We start from the raw sequence: 17837 nt of genomic DNA, 5'->3' as shown, positions 1-17837 counted from the left end.
GCGCCGGTTCAATAGTCCTTTTCGAAAAACAGGCCGATGCCGGTATTGCCGTCGGATTTGACGGTGCCCTTGGCGGTGATAGATTTCGTCAGGTCAAGGTTCAGCGACACGTCGGCCGTTCCATCGGACGCGGCGGTGACGTCGGTATAGATGTTCTCCGAGATATACTTGCCCGCGCGCACCGCTGTGGCACCGTCGTCCGTCGTGGTGATGTCCAGATCGTCCAACCCGAAGCCTTCGCGCAGGTTGCCGATCAACCCGGCACCGCCGCGCCCCGCCAGCGTCGCCACCGCATTGGCCAGTTGCAGGGCCTGAAAGGCGGAAATCTGCGAAATGTCGCGCCCGAACAAAAGTTGCGCCAGCACTTCGTCCTGCGGCGCTTCGGGCGTCGATTCAAAGGTTACCGTGGGGCTGTCCGCCGGGCCTTGCAAGATCACGCGCACGGTGCCCGCGGCGGTTTCGGTTGCGCTGACGAAGCGGATGAAAGGCGTCAGCCCGCCCTGGAACTGCACCGATCCCTCAACAAGGTCAAAGCGCTGGCCCAGGATGTCGATACGTCCGCGCAGCAGTTCGAACCGACCGGCCGAGATGATCTGCGCGGTATTGCCCGTCAGGCGCAGGCTGCCGCCCAGTTCCGCATCGACACCCCGCCCGCGCACGAAGATGCGGTTGGGCGCGTCGACCTCGATGTCGAGCGCGAACCCGGCACCGCCGCCAGAGGCGGTGTCGCTGCCGGCGCCCGGATCGGTCAGCACCCCCGCCCGGCGCCGCGTCGCCGTCACCTCCGGCGGGGCGCCGACGTGGACGATGTCGGGAATGTCGCCGATGCTCGTCAGGCCGGAGGACGGCACCGTGACGACGGTTTCGCCGACGGTGATCCGCCCCGCGATGCGTGCGCCCCCGGTCAGCGGACCGTTCAGATCAAGCGATCCGTCGATGATGGACCGGTACAACCGGGGATCGAGCAGCACCACCTGTTGCAGCGCGATGTCGAGATCGGCCGGCAAGCCGCCCCCCAACCCGACCGTGCCACCGACGCGCACCTGCCCGCCCGACACCACGCTGGCGCGCGCGTCGATGCGGGCGCGCGACTGTTCCAGCGTGACGGTCGTCTGCAGCCCGGTAAGCCCCACCCGCAGGTTCGGTGCGGAAAAGCTGGCGTTGCCGGTGCTGATCTGCCCGGTGACGGAGGACAGCGCCGGCGGGCCGTTCACCGACAGATCGAACCGCGCCTGCCCCTGCAGGTTGCGCGGCGCCAGAAATGGCGCGGACAGGCCCAGCGGCGCGCTGCCGTTGATCCGCAGGTCCAGGTTGCCATCCAGCGCCACCAGCCCCGCAACGGCTGCCTGCGTTCCCGAGGGGCCCTGCATCGACGTGTCGATGCGCCATCCCGCCGGCGATTTGGCGGCACCGCCTTCGATCGCCAAAGGCCCGCGGATCCGCGGCACCAGGGCGCCGACATCGGGCATCGACGCGCTGAAATCAAGCGTCGCATCGGGCCCGGTCGCAAGCCCCCGAGCCGCCACGCGCGAGGCATATGGCCCCTGCGCGGTGACATCCACGCGCCAGCCCTCGGGGCTTTGAAAGGCGCGCCCTTCGGTCGACAGCGGGCCAGAGACGCCGGGCACGAGCGGCTGCACGTTCGGCACGGATGCCGTGAACTGCAGATCGGCATCGGCCCCCGTGGCCAGACCTTTCAGAGCGACCTGCGCGCTGTAAGGGCCAGTGGCAGCCAGATCGACATTCCAGCCTTCGGGCGATTGAAACGCGCGGCCTTGTGCGGTTAACGCTCCGCGCACCTGCGGCACCAGCGGATTCACGTCGGGCAGGCTGAGATCGAAGGCGAGGTCCGCCGCGCCGCCCGTGGCCAGACCTTTCAGAGCGACCTGCGCGCTATAAGGTCCGGTCGCGGACAGATCGACATTCCAGCCAGCGGACGACCGGAAGGCGCGGCCCTGCGCGGTCAGCGGGCCTTCGACCTGTGGCACCAGCGGCTTGACCTGCGGCACGCGCAGGTCAAAGGCGAGGTCCGCCGCGGGCCCGGTCGCCAGCCCCTGCAGCGCCAGCGCGATATCATAGGGGCCATCCAGATCGGCATCCACGGTCCAGCCGCGCGTGTCCTGCGACGCCGTGCCCTCGAACGACAGCGGGCCGGTATATTGCGGCATCACCAGCCCCACATCCACCAGGCGCGCGGTCGCTCTCACAAAGCTGTTGTCGGTGCGCAGCTGTGCATCCGCCGCCACATCAAGCGCGGCGTTGATCAGCGTCAGGTCTTCGACGAATGTGCCATCCTCGGTCCGGCGCGCGGCCAGGGCCAGCCGGGTTTCCCCCGTCAGAAGCGCGTCCGCCTCGCGAATGCCCACCGCCAGATCCTGCGTCGTGCCATCGAGGCTCAGATCGAATGTTCCCGCCAGCGGCGCGATGGTGCCCGACAGGGTGATCCGGGTCGCGCCCTCGATGTCCTGCCCGGCAAGCCCCGCAAAGCGCGACAGGTCCTGCGCGCTTAGCGCCATGGTCAGGCGGGTCGGCAAGCCCTCTTCGACCGCGCCGATCACCGCGCGGCCGGTCAAGCCGTAATCCGCGCCGCTCAGGTCAAGATCGCTGATCCGGACGGGCTGGCCTTCGATGTAGTTCACGTTGGCCGTGCCCGTCACCGCATCTCCCAGCGCCTGCGCTGCCGACGGATCGGTCAATGCCACGCCGGTGGCCTCGAAGGCCACATCGGCCAGCAGTTGCCCGACCGATCCCAGGTTCCCCTGCAATGTGCCGTCCATCTCAAGCCGCGTGGATGCAATCGTCACTTCGGGCCGGGTCAGGTTGCGGATATCGAAGCTGCCCTCGAAGGCCTCGCCATCGGCGGCGGCGTAGGTCACCGCAAGCGCCACTTCGTCGACAAAGGTCGTGCCATCGGTGCCGGGCAGCAACACCGGCTCCCCGCCGGGGTTGGCGATCGTGCCGCTGATGTCGATGAAGGTCGGCCATTTCTCCTGATTGAGCCGGACCTGACCGGACAATTGCGCGGCGCGGGCCGTCATGCTCAGGTCGCTGAGGTTGATCGCGCCGTCCCCCGCAATCAGCGCATCGACGCGCAATTGCACGTTCTCACCGAAAAAGTCGCGGTACTGCGGTGCGATCACGGCTGTGATGTCGCCGCCGATGTCGGCCTGGATCCGCTGATCAGGGGTTTCGGTCGGCTTTTCCGGGGCGACCGAAAGCAGCGTAATCTGGCCAGTCAGGCGCTCCTGTCCTGCGGTGGACAGCACGACATCGCTGGCGAAATCCGTAAGCGGGCCCTGTCCCTCGACCGTCAGGTCGACGGACGGACGGTCGGGCAGATCCAGCAGCCGCGCCGCGATGCCGTCGTCCTCCTCGGTCAGGTTCAGCAGCAGGTCCAGCACCCGGGTGTCGCGGTCCAGATTGGCGGTGATCGCGAATTGGCCCTGTTTCGCATCCGTCCGCGTGGCGCGCAGATCGACATTGGCGCCCACGTCATCGAGCCGCGCGTTGGCCGACAGGGTCAACACGGTCTCCTCGCCCAAGATCGGCGCACCCAGCGCGATACGGGCCACTTCGAAGGCCTGGACATTCACCGACACCGGCAGGTCCGGCAATGTCGGCAGGGCAAAGCCGGTGGCTTCGGCGGGGGGCAGATCCTCCTCCTCGATCGGCTTTGGCAGGCGCGGCAATTCCAGCGCCTCGGCGCTCAGCCGCTCGACCTCGAGCCGCCCGCGCAACAGCGCACTGCGGTTCCACACCAGCCGCGCGCCGGTCAGGGTCAGCCAAATGCCATCCGCGTCGGCGATCGTCATCCGGTCGAAGGACGCCTCCGAACTGAGCGCGCCGGCGAACCCTTCGATGCGCACCTCACGGCCCTCGCCGCCCAAGGCGCCTTCGATCAGCCCCGCGAGGAAACCGCGGTCGTCGTCCTGCGCCCGGGCACCGAACGCGGCGCAGCTCAGCGAAAGCGCCAGAAAGATCCGCAATACGAACTGTTTCAAAACGCCTGTCCTATTCCGATGTAGACCTGAAAGTTGCTGTCGGCCTCGGGGCCGGACGTGGGCACCGCCACGTCCAGGCGGATCGGGCCGATGCCGGTGTCGTAGCGGATGCCGACCCCGGCGCCGCTGTGCCAATCGCCGGACCCGTCGGGAAATTCCCCTGATCCGATATAGCCCGCGTCGACAAAGCCCACGAACCCCAGCGCGCCCGTGGTCTTGACCCGCACCTCGGCCGAGAGCCCGACAAAGGACCGCCCGCCCACGATGTTGCCGCCCCCCAGATCGACGCCGAGAGCCTGGTAGGGTTGCCCGCGCACGGTGCCGCCACCGCCCGAATAGAACAGGAAATCGGCCGGCGCGGACGACAGGCCCGGCCCGGCGACCGACCCCAACTGCCCGCGCACAGCAAGGGTGATGGGCCGGGTGTCGCCAAAGGTCCGGTACGCCCGCAGATCGGCATAGCTGCGCACCCCGTTGGCCGCACCGTCGATGGCCAGGAAAGGCGTGATTTCGGCGTTCGCATAATAGCCCGACGTCGCGTTCAGGGCGCGGTCGCGGTAATCGAACGTGACGCCCAGCGGCACCAGGAACAGCGTGTAGGTGTTCTCTCCGAAGGCATCGCGGGTCTGCCCGCGGCGCAGGCCCAGGCCGAACCGATAGCGGCGGTTGTCGGATGCGATGCGCTCGATCCCCGCCTCGATGGTGGCCTGCCGCGAAAAAAACGCGACCTCGTCAAGCTGCTCGATCTCGGCCAGGGTATAGAAGTTCGTATCCTCGTTGAACGTCGCAGGACGTTCGAACCGGGCCGCGAGGCGGTAATCCTCGCCGCCGCTTTCGCCGCCGATGCCCTTGATCTCGCCCTCGATGCGCAGGCGTTCGGCCCCGCCCAACAGGTTGCGGTGCAGCCAGAAGGTGCTGAGCGTCAATCCTTCGAGCGACGACAGTTCAGCGCCAAAGCCAAAGCGGCGCGGCGGCTGTTCGGTCAGCTGGACGGTGATCGGCAAGGTCTGGTCGGGGCCGGCAGTCTCGGCCTCGATCATCGCCACCGAACGGAAGGTGCCCGTGCGCCGCAGCCGGGTCGCCGCGCGCTCCAGCTCTTGCGGCGAATAGGTCTGCCCTGAGGGCAGGCCCGCAATTTCAATGATGCGGTCGGTGCGCACATCCGTGTTGCCCTGCACCGTCAGCGGGCCGAACCGCAGCCGCGGCCCCGGCGCGAGGGTCAGATCGGCGTTGATCGTCCGGTCGGGATGGCGGGCGATGATGTCCTGGCGCGCCAGCCGGGCCTTGGCGTGGCCCGCGTCGCGCCACCCGTCGATGCCCGCGCTTGTGGCGTCGCGCATCGCGCCCAGGCTGGCGGTCTGACCGGATGCGAACTCTTCGGGCAATTCGGTGCCCGGCGCGACCGGGGCAATCCGGGCCTGGCCGAACCGGAACTGCGGGCCGGGATCGACGCTGATGACCGCCCGCTGCACGTTTTGCGGCGGCGACACCGGCGGCACCTGCGCCGCTTCGCGCCCATCCAGCTTGATCGTGATCACGCCGCCGAAATAGCCGCGATCATACAGAACGGCCAGCAGCCGCTGGTAATCCGCCTGCGCCGACGAGACAAGCTCCTGCGGGCTGGGGGCCGCCTCCGCCTTGGATTGCTCGACCAGCAGCGACCCGCCGGTCAGCGCCTCGCGCAGTTCCTCGGTCAGGGCGCCCTCGATCGAGACGTCGGCGGCCAGCGCCGCCTGCGCGCCAAGTCCGAACAGCACGACCATCGCGGTGCGGGCCATGCCTGCGCCAGTGGCCACCAATCTGCACCGCATCCGTCCTGTCATCCTGCCCCTGCCACTTTCTTACGCTCCGCGCATCACGCGATTGCCTGCGCCACGGTCCTGATTACTCACATGGGCCATTAAACGGGAATGACCAGCGGATCGCAAACAAGGTTTTGCCGGTTCCCGACCTTGTGACCACCGTTCCGGCCGGTCTGGTCCGCCCCGCCCTGATCCGGGCGGCGGTTTTCCGCCTGCGCGGGCGGGCGCACAAATATTGAGCGGTCAAGCCGGATCCGGCCGGTCGGTGCGAATATATTTGCAGATGGATGGATATAAGAATTGACAAACGGCATCCGGACACTCCAAACCAATGCCTAATTGGTTCACCTTTCGCAAAGCGAGTTCGTATTGTCCAATATTGACGCCCATCGCAGCCCCGCCGAACCGGATGCGCCCGCGACGACGCCGTTGCTTGAGGTGCGGAATTTCAGCCTGCGGTTCCGGGGCCAGTCACGCGATGTTGTCAGCGGCATCGACCTGAGGGTCAGCGCCGGCGAAATCCTGTGCATCGTCGGCGAATCGGGTTGCGGCAAAAGCGTGACCGCGATGGCCCTGATGGGGCTTCTGCCGCCCGATGCGGCCGAAATCCCCAGTGGTTCAATGGTTTTCGAGCAGACCTCCTATGACCTGACGCGGCAAGTCTTGCCGGCACGGCTGCGTGGCGACCGCATGGCGATGATCTTTCAGGAGCCGATGACATCGCTGAACCCGGCGTTCCGCATCGGCGACCAGATCGCCGAAGCCGTCATGCAGCACACCGATTGCACCAAGGCCGAGGCGATGCAGCGTGCCGGCGACATGCTTGAACAGGTCGGCATCCCCGCGCCGCGCCAGCGGTTGCGCGAATACCCGCACCAATTGTCCGGTGGTATGCGCCAGCGGGTGATGATCGCTATGGCGCTGGTGAACGACCCGGCGCTGCTGATCGCGGATGAACCGACAACGGCGCTGGACGTGACGATCCAGGCGCAGATCCTCGACCTGATCCGCGACCTGCAGGCGCGCCGCAACATGGGCACCGTCATGATCACGCATGATCTGGGGGTCGTTGCCGAACTCGCGACCACCGTCGCGGTGATGTACGGCGGCCAGATCGTCGAACGTGGCCCCGTGTCGCAAGTGTTCGACGACCCGCAGCACCCCTATACGATCGGATTGATGAGCTCCGTCCCCAAGCTGACGGGCCCGCGCACCCGGCTGACGACGGTGCCGGGCACGGTGCCATCCATTGCCGACATGCCGCAAGGTTGCCGGTTCCAAAGCCGCTGCCCCTTTGCCACGCAGGACTGCAACACCGTCCCAGCGATGCGCGACATGGGCGCGGATCACGAGGTCGCATGCCATTATGCGCCGCTCGACAGCAATATTTCGGTGGTGGCATGAGCAACGACACGATCCTGGCCGCGCACGGTCTTGTGCGTCATTTCAATGTCGGCGGCGGGCTGCTGCAAAACCCGACGGTGGTGCGTGCGGTCGATGGAATCGACCTCACGATCAAACGCGGCGAAACCTTTGCCATCGTCGGCGAAAGCGGCTGCGGGAAATCCACGCTGGCGCGTCTGCTGATGCGCCTGCTGACCCCCACGCGCGGCGAGGTCGTGTTTGACGGGCGAGACATTTCGGGCGTCGACGGCAAGGCGCTCACCGATCTGCGGCGCGACATGCAGTTCATCTTTCAGGATCCGTTTTCATCGCTCAACCCGCGGCTCACGGTGGGCAAGCTGGTGGGCGAGCCGCTGGAGGTTCACGCGCCAGACCTCACCCGCGCGCAGCGCCGCGACCGTGTGGCGGGCCTGCTCGAACAGGTCGGCCTCAAGCCGGAGCACGCGGATCGCTATCCGCACGAGTTCTCCGGCGGTCAACGCCAGCGGATCGGCATCGCCCGCGCGCTGGCGTCCGGCCCCAAGCTGATCATCGGGGACGAGCCTGTTTCGGCGCTGGATGTGTCGGTGCAGGCGCAGGTCATCAACCTGCTGAGCGATCTGGGCCGCGATCTGGACCTGACGCTGGTCATCATCGCGCATGACCTGGCCGTGATCCGCCACATGAGCGACCGCGTCGCGGTGATGTACCTGGGACAGATCGTCGAGAGCGGCACCGCGGATGAGGTTTTTGAATCCCCGCGCCATCCCTATACCCGCGCGCTGCTCGATGCGATCCCCGAGCCGCGCCATTCCGAGACCCCGCGCGAACAGACCGTTCTGGGCGAGATGCCAAGCCCCTCCGCGCCGCCGCCGGGCTGCCGGTTCCATACCCGCTGCCCCTTTGCCCAGGACAACTGCCGCACCGATGTGCCGCGCCTCGAGGACGACGCCGACGAGCACGCGGTCGCCTGCCATCACTGGCGTGCGATCGCGGCGGCGCAGGCCGTGCCAGAAAGAACAGCCAAACCCCGGTCATCCGGGTCGGCCTCCCGTTTCGCGCTTTACCGCGCCGCGGCGGATGGGGCGCCGCTCACGTACAAGACCGCTGCCGCCACTTCACCAACACCCACCAAAGACTGACAGAGAGGACTGACAATGCTTCACCTGAAATCAACCCTCACCGCCGCCCTGCTGGGCGCCACGGCGCTGGGGATCGCCGCACCGGCGGCCTTTGCGCAGGATCTGCGCATCGCGCTGCAATCGGATGCCGACGTGCTCGACCCGGACCAGTCGCGCACCTTCGTCGGGCGTATCGTCTATGCCTCGCTGTGCGACAAGCTGGTCGACATCACGCCCGAACTCGAGATCATTCCGCAGCTTGCCACCGGCTGGACATGGGCCGAGGACGGCGCGTCGGTGACGCTGCAACTGCGCGAAGGCGTGGTGTTTCACGACGGCACGCCCTTCAACGCCGAGGCCGTGGCCGCCAACATCGACCGCAGCCAAACCCTTGAAGAAAGCCGGCGCAAGTCCGAGCTGAGCTCGATCACCGGCACAGAGGTGCTGGGCGACTACGAGATCAAGCTCAACCTCAAGGGCCCCGACGCCACGCTGCTGGCGCAGCTTGCCGACCGCGCGGGCATGATGGTCTCGCCCACCGCCGCCGCGGCCGCAGGCGCCGATTTCGGCCTCAACCCCGTCTGCTCCGGCCCCTTCAGCTTTGGCGAGCGCGTGGCGCAGGACCGTATCGTGCTGAACCGCTTTGCCGACTATTGGAACGCCGACGCGATCAACTTCGACAGCGTGACCTTCCTGCCCATTCCCGACACCACGGTGCGTCTGGCGAACCTGCAATCGGGCGACATCCATATCCTCGAGCGCCTGGCCGCCACCGACCTCGCACAGGCGCGCGCCGATGACGGCATCGACGTTCAAAGCGCCGTGTCGCTTGGCTACCAGGGCATCACGATCAACATCGCCAACGGCGAAAAGGGCGACAACCCCTGGGGCAACGACGCCCGTCTGCGCCAGGCGCTGAGCCTGGCCATCGACCGCGAGGCGATCAACCAGGTCGTGTTCGAAGGTGCATTCGCCCCCGGCAACCAGCCCTTCCCGCCCAACTCTCCGTGGTACGACACCGACCACCCCGTGCCCGCGCGCGACGTGGACAAGGCCAAGGCCTTGCTGGCCGAGGCGGGCTTTCCCGACGGGATCGACCTTGAGGTTCAGGTGCCCAACACCACCGTGCCGCTGCAACTGATGCAGGTCGTGCAGGCGATGGCCGCCGAGGCGGGGATCAACATCACCATCACCTCCAAGGAATTCGCGACGCTGCTGGCGGATCAGTCGGCCGGTGATTACCAGGCCAGCCAGATCGGTTGGTCGGGGCGTGTCGATCCCGATGGCAACATCCACCAGTTCATGACCACCGATGGCGGCATCAACGACAGCAAGTATTCCAACCCGCAGGTGGACGAATTGCTGAACGCCGCGCGGACATCGAACGACACGGCGGAGCGCAAGGCGAAATACGATGCCGCGCGCGACATCCTCGCCGTGGATATGCCCATCGTGTACCTCTACCACCAGACATGGATCTGGGCGCTGGACGCGGATATCGCGGGCTTCACCCCCTACCCCGACGGCATGATCCGTCTCGAAGGCGTCACCCTCGAGCAGTGACGACCACCGGTCGCGCCCCCGGCCGGGGCGCGGCCACCCTGACCCATCCGGAAAGCCCTGAGCCATGTTATCCTTCATCCTGCGCCGATTGCTGATCGCCGTGCCGACAATCATCCTGATCTCGGTCTTTGTCTTCGCGCTGCAAAAACTGTTGCCGGGCGATCCGGTGCTGGCCATGGCGGGCGAGGAACGCGACCCCGAAGTGCTGGAGTTCCTGCGCGAGAAATACCGCCTGAACGATCCCATCCCGGTGCAGTATTTCACCTGGATCACCAATGCGATGCGGGGCGATCTCGGCATTTCCCTGCGCACCAATCAGCCGGTGCTTGAGCTGATCGGGCAAAAGCTGCCCGTCACGATCCAACTGGCCGTGATGTCGATGATCTTCGCGCTGGTGATCGGCATTCCCGCGGGCATCCTGTCGGCCGTCAAGAAGGGCACCGTGACCGATTACGTCGCCAATGTCGTGGCGCTGTCGGGCCTGTCGATCCCGAACTTCTGGCTGGGGATCATGCTGATCCTGCTGGTGTCGGTGAAATGGCAGTTGCTGCCCGCCTCGGGCTATGTGCCGCTGTCCGAAGACTTCGGCAAATCCATTACCACCATGCTGATGCCGGCCTTCGTGCTGGGCACGGCGCTGGCCGCCACCCTGATGCGCCACACGCGATCGGCAATGCTGGGCGTACTGAAATCGGACTACGTGCGAACCGCGCGCGCCAAGGGCCTGACCGAACGGCGCGTCGTGCTCAAACACGCGTTTCGCAATGCGCTGACGCCGATCGTGACCCTGACGGCGCTGCTGTTCGGCGAACTGGTCGCCGGTGCGGTGCTGACCGAACAGATCTTTACCATCCCCGGCTTCGGCAAGCTGGTCGTCGATGCCGTGTTCAACCGCGACTACGCCGTCGTGCAGGGGATCGTGCTGATCACCGCCATCGGCTTCATCTTCATGAACCTGATCGCGGATGTGCTCTACGTCCTGCTGAACCCGCGCCTGAGAGGGCAATAACATGACCGCCACCGCCGATCCCATAACCGCGAAAGCCCCCGAAAACCGCGTATGGAAGAAATTCCGCACCCACCGCAGCGCCATGCTGGGCGGGGTTCTGGTGGTGTTCTTCATCGCCATCGCCCTGCTGGCGCCGATCCTGCCCATTCCTGATCCGGCGGCGACCGATTGGGGGGCCGTGCGCAAGGCGCCCAGCTTCGCGCATCCCTTCGGCACCGACGAGATCGGCCGCGATGTGCTGTCGCGGATGATCTGGGGGGCGCAGGCCTCGCTGCTGGCCGGTGTCGTGTCAGTGGGCATCGCGGTGCTGGCGGGCGTGCCGCTGGGCATCGTCGCGGGCTATTTCGGCGGCTGGACGGATGCCGTGATCTCGCGCTGCACCGAAGCGCTGCTTGCCGCGCCCTTCCTGATCCTCGCCATTGCGCTGGCGGCGTTCCTGGGGCCGTCGCTGACCAACGCGATGATCGCCATCGGCATCTCGGCCACGCCGCTTTTCGTGCGGCTGACGCGCGGCCAGGTCATCAACATCAAATCCGAGGATTACGTCGACAGCGCCCGCGCCATCGGCCTGCCGACGCACCGGATCCTGTCGCGCTACATCTTTCCCAACGTGCTGCCGCCCATCCTGGTGCAGGCCACGCTGACCATCGCCACCGCCATCATCGCCGAGGCGTCGCTGTCGTTCCTGGGCCTGGGCCAACAACCCCCCGCGCCAAGTTGGGGATCGATGCTCAACACCGCGAAGAACTTTCTCAACCAAGCCCCCTGGATGGCCATGTGGCCCGGGATCTCGATCTTTCTGGTCGTGCTGGGCTTCAACCTTCTGGGCGACGGACTGCGCGATGCGCTGGACCCGCGCGAACACTGAATAACAACGGAGACATCAATGTCCGACTTCACCACCCGCCCCGAAATCCGCGGCTCCTTCGGGGTCGCCACCTCGACCCATTGGATCGCCTCCGCCGTGGGCTTCGGCGTGCTGGAAAAGGGTGGCAACGCCTTTGACGCCGCGGTCGCCACCGCCCTGACGCTGCAAGTCGTCGAACCGCATCTGAACGGCCCGGCGGGCGACATGCCCGCGATCTTTCATTCCGTGACCACCGGCAAGACCGAGGTGCTGTGTGCGCAAGGGCCCGCCCCCGCCGGTGCCACGATCGCGCATTACACCGATCAGGGGCTGAAACTGATCCCCGGGTCGGGCCTGTTGGCGACGGTGATTCCCGGCGCCTTTGACGGCTGGATGCTGATGCTGCGCGATCATGGCACCATCGGCCTGCGCGATGCGATGCAACCCGCGATCGACTATGCCCGCGACGGTCATCCGATCCTGCCGCGCGTGGCCAACACGATCGCGGGTCTGGCCGATTACTTCGCGCGCGAATGGCCCAGTTCCGCCGCCGTCTGGACGCCCGGTGGCGCGGCCCCCGCGCCCCACTCGAATTTCAAGAACCCCGATCTGGCCGATACCTACGAACGGCTGGTGCTGACGGGCGAAGCCGCAAGCGACGATCGCGTGGCCCAGATCGACGCCGCCCGCGCCGAATGGCGCGAAGGCTTTGTCGCCGATGCGATTGCCAACTACCTTGCGGACGCGCATGTGATGGACGTGTCCGAGGAAAAGCACAGCGGCGTGCTGAGCCGCGACGACATGGCGGGCTGGAGTGCGACCTACGAGCCGACGCTGACGTTGGAATATCACGGCTGGACGGTCCACAAGACCCACGCCTGGAGCCAGGGGCCGGTGATGCTGCAGGCGCTGTCGATCCTGAAAAACGCCGATCTGGCCGCGATGGACCCGCTGGGCGCCGACTTTGTGCACGTGGTGATCGAGGCGATGAAACTGGCCTATGCCGACCGCGAGGCCTATTACGGCGATCCCGCCCACAGCGAAATCCCGATGGATCATTTGCTGAGCGACGCCTACGGCACCGAGCGGTTCGCCCTGATCGGCGCCGCCGCGTCGCAGGAGCAGCGACCGGGCCGGGTGCCTGGCTTCGAGCATCTGGCCGACGCCTATGTCGCGCGCGCGGCGCGCGATTTCGGGGCGCGCAACGCCGCCCCGCAGGAACCCACGATGGCGCATCTGACGGAAAAGCGCGGCGATACCGTGCATCTGGACGTGATCGACCGCTGGGGCAACATGGTGGCGGCGACGCCGTCGGGCGGCTGGCTGCAAAGCAACCCGGTGATCCCCGGCCTCGGCTTTCCGCTCAATTCGCGGGCGCAGATGTTCTGGCTCGAAGACGGGCTGCCCACCTCGCTGGCGCCGGGCCGTCGCCCGCGCACCACGCTGACGCCCAGCTATGCGGAAAAGGACGGCGCGCAGCTTGTCTTTGGCACGCCCGGCGGCGATCAGCAGGACCAGTGGAACCTGATCTGGTTCCTGCGCTTCGTGCATCACGGACTGGACCTGCAACAGGGCATGGATGCGCCGCTTTTTCATTCGATGCACTTTCAGGGGTCGTTCTATCCGCGCGAGGTCAAGACCGGCGAGATGATGCTGGAGGCGGGCTTTGGCGAGGAGGTGGTGCGGGATCTGCGGGATCGCGGCCATATCGTGACCGTGGCGGATCAATGGACCGTGGGCCGGCTGACCGCCGCCATGCGCCACCCCGACGGCGCTTTGCAGGCGGCGGCCACCCCGCGCCTGATGCAGGCCTATGCGGTGGGGCGCTGAGATGACATATTCCCTGATCGCCCGCGACGACAAGACCGGGGCCATCGGCCTGATCGTGGCCAGCCGCTTTTTCGCCTGCGGCGCCGTGGTGCCCTTTGTGGGGGCCAAAAGCGCGGTCGCAAGCCAGGCCTTCTGCAACCCGATCTGGGGCACCGAAGGGCGCGCCCGGCTTGAGGCGGGCGAGGCCGCCAGGGACGTGATCGCCGATCTGGCCGCCCGCGACGAGGGTCACGCCATCCGCCAGTGTCACATGATGGACGCCGCTGGCAACTTTGCCGCCCACACCGGCGCCGATTGCGTCGATTACGCGGGCCATATGACCTTTGGCGATCATTCGGTGGCGGGCAACATGCTGGCCGGGCCGCAGGTCTTGCAGGCCACGGCCTTTGCCTATGCCGAACATATGTCCCTGCCCTTTCCCGAACGGCTGATCACCGCGATGCAGGCCGGAGAGGCGATGGGCGGTGACAAGCGCGGCAAGCAGGCCGCGGGGCTGATCATCCACACCGGGCAGGAGCACGCCTGGCTGGATCTTCGCGCCGACGATCACGCCGACCCGCTGGCGGAACTCGCCCGCCTGTGGGAGGTCGCGAACGAACGCTATGTGCATTTCGCCAAGGGCATGCCCACGGCCGAGCGGTTTTCGGGCTATCCCACACGCGAGGGGATCGACCGCGACATCGCGATGGCCGAGGCGCAGCGCCGCGCGGAAGGACGCGCGAGCGCGTCGCATGCCGTGGATGCGGCCTCCGGCGACGAGGAATAGCGAGGACGCGGACCACGGCGCGCCTGCGCCAAGCCACTGTGCGCCCGCGCAGGACGCAAGACCGTGGTCCGCGACGAAAAGGGGCGTTAGGCTGAGCGCATATTCGAGGGAGTTGTCTTTTGTCGATCATTGAACCAGCCGACCCCACGGCCCGTGTGCGTGAACAGGTCCTGTCGCTGCTTGGCGGCGCCGAACTGGGCCCCGACGGACGACTGCCGACCGAACGTGAATTATCCGAACGGTTCCACGTCGGCCGCCGGTTCGTGCGCCGCGCGCTCGACCAGCTCGAGGCCGAGGGCCTGGTCTGGCGGCGGCAGGGCAAGGGCACCTTTGCGGGGCAGCCGAGCGACCCCACCGGTGCGCTGGCCGCCCAGATCACCGGAGAAACCAACGCCCTGCAGGTGATGGAAGCGCGCCTGTGCATCGAACCCGAGCTGGCCGCGCTCTGTGCGCAGCGCAGCCTGCCCGAGGAAGTGGCGCGGATGCGAGTCATCGCGGACCGGCTGGAACAGGCCGCCGACCCGCAAAGCATCGAGATCTGGGACGGCGCCCTGCACCGCATGATCGCCCGCTGCGCGCGCAACAAGCCGCTGATGACCGCCTTTGCGCTGCTGGACGAAATCCGCGCCAACCCCGAGTGGGTCGCGATGCGCGCCCGCGCCCGGTCGCGCGCGTCGCGCGAGGTATCGGCCAACGAACACGCCACGCTGATCGACGCCATCGAAGCGCGCAGCGCGGATGCCGCGCGCAGCGCCATGCGCGATCACCTCACCACCCGGTTTTCGGCCCTGCGCGCCGAACTTGCCGATCATCCGTTGTCTGACGGCTGATCCCCCGCCCACGCCTGACAGAAAGAGATCGCCCGAATGTCCGACACACCGCTTCTTGCCTCGCCCGAGACCTGCCATTGGGGATATTTCGATGCGTCCATGTCTCCCGTGCGCACGGTGCGGTCCGGCGACGAGATCGTGATCGAAACCGTGTCGGGCGGCCCCGACATGATGCCCGGCGACGGATTTCACATCCCGCCCGAACTGCTTGAGATCCACGCCGCGGGGGTGCCGGCGATGCCTGGGCATATTCTGACCGGTCCCGTCGCCGTCGAGGGAGCGGAGCCGGGCGACGTGCTGCAGATCGATATTCTCGACATCGCGCTGAAGCAGGACTGGGGCTATAACATGATCCGCCCGCTGGCGGGCACCCTGCCCTATGATTTCGACACCCGCCGCCGCGTGATCCTGCCGTTGGATGCCGCGCGCGGTGTGGCGACGATGCCCTGGGGGCTTGAACTGCCGCTGGCGCCGTTCTTCGGGGTGATGGGCGTGGCCCCGCCGCCCGGCTGGGGCCGCATCTCCACCATCGAACCGCGCAGCCACGGCGGCAACATCGACAACAAGGAACTGGTGGCGGGCAGCACGCTGTATCTTCCGGTGCATGTGGCGGGGGCGCTGTTTTCATGCGGCGACGGGCATGGCGCGCAGGGCGACGGCGAGGTCTGCGTGACCGCGATCGAAACGGCGCTGCGCGGGCGCTTCCGTCTCAGCCTGCGCCGCGATCTCGCGCTTGACTATCCGCAGGCGGAAACGCCCGCGCATGTGATCACGATGGGCATGGACCCCGATCTGGATCGCTGCGTCGAGATGGCGCTGCGCGACATGATCGCGCTGATCGTCGCGCGCACCGGGCTAAGCCGGGAAGACGCCTATATGCTGTGCAGTCTTGCAGGCGACCTGCGGGTGACGCAGACCGTCAACGGCTGCAAGGGCATCCACATGATGATGGCCAAATCCCTGCTGGAGCGGGAAACGCCTAGCGCTTGATGGCGATGCAGGCCTGCCACGGCCCGAGGTGCAGGCGCCCATCGGGGCTGGGGTTGGCGCAGCCGATATCCTGGCCGATGGTGTCCCACCTGCCCGCGGGCAAGCCGTGGACCGACGGCGTATCCGACAGGTTGAAGGCGCAAAACAGCGTCTCGCCCTGATGTGTCCGGGTGAAATGCAGCACATCGCCATAGGCAAAGACCCCGTCATGATCGCCCTTGCGCAGGGCCGGGTGCGCCCGTCGGAACGCGATGGCGCGGCGATAATGGTGCAGGATCGCCCCCGGCTCGGCCTCCTGCATCGATACGGAGCGGTTGAGGTGATCGTGGCTGACCGGCAGCCACGGGTGGCCATCGGTAAAGCCGCCGTTGTAATCCTCGCCCTCCCAGACCATCGGCGTGCGGCACCCGTCGCGGCCCTTGTACTCCGGCCAGAATTCGACCCCGTAGGGATCCTGAATATCCTCGAATGCGACATCCGCTTCGGGCAGGCCCAGCTCCTCTCCCTGATAGAGGCAGGCGGTGCCCGGCAGGCACATCAGCAATGTCGCATAGAGACGCTGCGCGGCGGGCGTCAGCGACCAGCGGCTTGCGTGGCGGGTCACATCGTGGTTGGAAAACGCCCACGCGGGCCAGCCGCGCCGCGCCACCCGGCCCAATTCGTCGAACACTTCGGCCACGCGCGTCGCACTCAGCGGCTCCTGCGCCAGGAACTCGAAGGCATAGCACATATGCACCATGTCGCTGCCGGAGGTGTAGTCGCCCAGCAACCGCAACCCGCGCTGCGCATCGCCCACCTCGCCCACGGCGGCGGCCGCGGGGTATTCATCCAGCAGCGCGCGGAATCGGCGCAGAAAACCTAATGTTTCCGGGCGGTTCTTGGAATGGATGTGATCCTGGTAATTATACGGGTTCACCGAGGGCGCCAGTTTGGCGTTGCGGGCTTCGGCCGGCAGGGCGGGGTTGTCGCGCAGATCGCGATCGGCGTAGTAGAAATTGATCGTATCGAGGCGAAAGCCGTCAACGCCGCGATCCAGCCAAAAACGCGTGACCTGCAACAGCGCGATCTGCACCTCTTCGTTGTGGAAATTCAGATCGGGCTGCGAGGTCAGGAAATTGTGCAGGTAATACTGTTCGCGCCGCGCGTCCCAGTGCCAGGCGGTGCCGCCAAAGATGGACAGCCAGTTGTTGGGCGCCGTGCCATCGGGGCGCGGATCGGCCCAGACGTACCAATCGGCGCGCGGGTTGTCGCGGCTGGCGCGGCTCTGGATGAACCAGGGGTGCTGATCCGAGGTATGCGACAGCACCAGATCGACCATCACCTTGATCCCGCGCGCGTGGGCGGCCGCCAGGACCGCGTCGAAATCGGCCAGCGTGCCGAACATCGGATCGACATCGCAATAATCGCTGACGTCATAGCCGAAATCCTTCATCGGCGAGGTGAAGAACGGCGAAACCCAGATCGCATCGACCCCCAGTGCGGCGATGTAATCCATCCGCTCCACGATACCGCGCAAATCGCCGATGCCGTCGCCGTTGCTGTCCTGAAAACTACGCGGATAGATCTGGTAGATCACGGCCCCGCGCCACCAATCGCCCGCGTCGGTCACGGGCGCGCCGGTCACGGGGAGGTCTGGTTTGGTCATCGTGCTGGTCCTGGGGCAAGGGGGCTGGAAACGTCGTCCTTCGGTGTACC

12 protein-coding genes are annotated in these 17837 nt (G+C 66.7%); 9 read left to right on the top strand and 3 right to left on the bottom strand.

All coding sequences use genetic code 11. The features are described from left to right. Window positions 1-8 precede the first annotated feature (8 nt). Window positions 9-4001, bottom strand: a complete 3993-nt coding sequence (locus tag FDT80_RS00780; protein ID WP_246039782.1) for a translocation/assembly module TamB domain-containing protein — start codon at window positions 3999-4001, stop codon at window positions 9-11. Continuing rightward, entirely contained in the window at window positions 3998-5779 is a 1782-nt protein-coding gene (locus FDT80_RS00775; protein WP_246039781.1) for an autotransporter assembly complex protein TamA, read from the bottom strand. Before FDT80_RS00775 ends, FDT80_RS00780 begins: the two co-directional genes overlap by 4 nt. A 393-nt stretch (window positions 5780-6172) precedes the next feature. On the opposite strand from FDT80_RS00775, the gene FDT80_RS00770 reads away from it, so the two are divergent. The 9 genes from FDT80_RS00770 (at window position 6173) to FDT80_RS00730 (ending at window position 16142) form a co-directional block, all read left to right on the top strand. Beyond that, complete coding sequence (locus tag FDT80_RS00770) at window positions 6173-7207, top strand: ABC transporter ATP-binding protein (RefSeq protein ID WP_246039779.1); 1035 nt, start codon at window positions 6173-6175, stop codon at window positions 7205-7207. Next, window positions 7204-8328 (top strand): ABC transporter ATP-binding protein, encoded by a 1125-nt coding sequence (locus tag FDT80_RS00765; protein WP_138660340.1) that lies wholly within the window; start codon window positions 7204-7206, stop codon window positions 8326-8328. Before FDT80_RS00770 ends, FDT80_RS00765 begins: the two co-directional genes overlap by 4 nt. Window positions 8329-8343: 15 nt before the next feature. Then, the gene (locus FDT80_RS00760; protein ID WP_138660339.1) at window positions 8344-9870 is read left to right on the top strand and encodes an ABC transporter substrate-binding protein; all 1527 of its coding nucleotides are present in this window, start codon (window positions 8344-8346) and stop codon (window positions 9868-9870) included. Between the two features lie 64 nt (window positions 9871-9934). Beyond that, window positions 9935-10879: an ABC transporter permease gene (locus FDT80_RS00755; protein WP_138660338.1), complete on the top strand. Its 945-nt coding sequence runs from the start codon at window positions 9935-9937 to the stop codon at window positions 10877-10879. Window position 10880: 1 nt separating this feature from the next. After that, entirely contained in the window at window positions 10881-11747 is an 867-nt protein-coding gene (locus FDT80_RS00750; protein ID WP_138660337.1) for an ABC transporter permease, read from the top strand. Between the two features lie 18 nt (window positions 11748-11765). Further along, the gene (locus tag FDT80_RS00745; RefSeq protein WP_138660336.1) at window positions 11766-13556 is read left to right on the top strand and encodes a gamma-glutamyltransferase family protein; all 1791 of its coding nucleotides are present in this window, start codon (window positions 11766-11768) and stop codon (window positions 13554-13556) included. A 1-nt stretch (window position 13557) separates the two neighbouring features. After that, the gene (locus FDT80_RS00740; RefSeq protein WP_138660335.1) at window positions 13558-14322 is read left to right on the top strand and encodes a DUF1028 domain-containing protein; all 765 of its coding nucleotides are present in this window, start codon (window positions 13558-13560) and stop codon (window positions 14320-14322) included. Window positions 14323-14441: 119 nt separating this feature from the next. Further along, window positions 14442-15152 carry a FadR/GntR family transcriptional regulator gene (locus FDT80_RS00735; protein WP_138660334.1) on the top strand — a complete coding sequence of 237 codons (711 nt, stop codon included), beginning with the start codon at window positions 14442-14444 and terminating at the stop codon, window positions 15150-15152. A 36-nt stretch (window positions 15153-15188) separates the two neighbouring features. Continuing rightward, a complete protein-coding gene (locus FDT80_RS00730; RefSeq protein WP_138660333.1) occupies window positions 15189-16142 on the top strand; it encodes an acetamidase/formamidase family protein in 954 nt (317 codons plus the stop codon). On the opposite strand, the gene FDT80_RS00725 is transcribed toward FDT80_RS00730, so the two are convergent. Continuing rightward, the gene (locus tag FDT80_RS00725; protein ID WP_138660332.1) at window positions 16132-17787 is read right to left on the bottom strand and encodes an alpha-amylase family glycosyl hydrolase; all 1656 of its coding nucleotides are present in this window, start codon (window positions 17785-17787) and stop codon (window positions 16132-16134) included. The two genes, FDT80_RS00730 and FDT80_RS00725, sit on opposite strands and share 11 nt — an antisense overlap. Window positions 17788-17837 lie beyond the last annotated feature (50 nt).

Source organism: Sulfitobacter sabulilitoris (assembly GCF_005887615.1).
GTDB lineage: Bacteria > Pseudomonadota > Alphaproteobacteria > Rhodobacterales > Rhodobacteraceae > Sulfitobacter_E > Sulfitobacter_E sabulilitoris.
The sequence above is the reverse complement of the archived record's forward strand: the minus strand, read 5'-3'. Positions and strand labels throughout refer to the sequence as shown.

Excerpts from the sequence above, each read along its gene's own strand:
- FDT80_RS00760 (WP_138660339.1), top strand. The coding sequence starts at position 8,344 with ATGCTTCACCTGAAATCAACCCTCACCGCCGCCCTGCTGGGCGCCACG.
- FDT80_RS00765 (WP_138660340.1), top strand. The coding sequence starts at position 7,204 with ATGAGCAACGACACGATCCTGGCCGCGCACGGTCTTGTGCGTCATTTC.
- FDT80_RS00755 (WP_138660338.1), top strand. The coding sequence starts at position 9,935 with ATGTTATCCTTCATCCTGCGCCGATTGCTGATCGCCGTGCCGACAATC.
- FDT80_RS00775 (WP_246039781.1), bottom strand. The coding sequence starts at position 5,779 with ATGGCCCGCACCGCGATGGTCGTGCTGTTCGGACTTGGCGCGCAGGCG.
- FDT80_RS00750 (WP_138660337.1), top strand. The coding sequence starts at position 10,881 with ATGACCGCCACCGCCGATCCCATAACCGCGAAAGCCCCCGAAAACCGC.
- FDT80_RS00725 (WP_138660332.1), bottom strand. The coding sequence starts at position 17,787 with ATGACCAAACCAGACCTCCCCGTGACCGGCGCGCCCGTGACCGACGCG.
- FDT80_RS00730 (WP_138660333.1), top strand. The coding sequence starts at position 15,189 with ATGTCCGACACACCGCTTCTTGCCTCGCCCGAGACCTGCCATTGGGGA.
- FDT80_RS00745 (WP_138660336.1), top strand. The coding sequence starts at position 11,766 with ATGTCCGACTTCACCACCCGCCCCGAAATCCGCGGCTCCTTCGGGGTC.
- FDT80_RS00740 (WP_138660335.1), top strand. The coding sequence starts at position 13,558 with ATGACATATTCCCTGATCGCCCGCGACGACAAGACCGGGGCCATCGGC.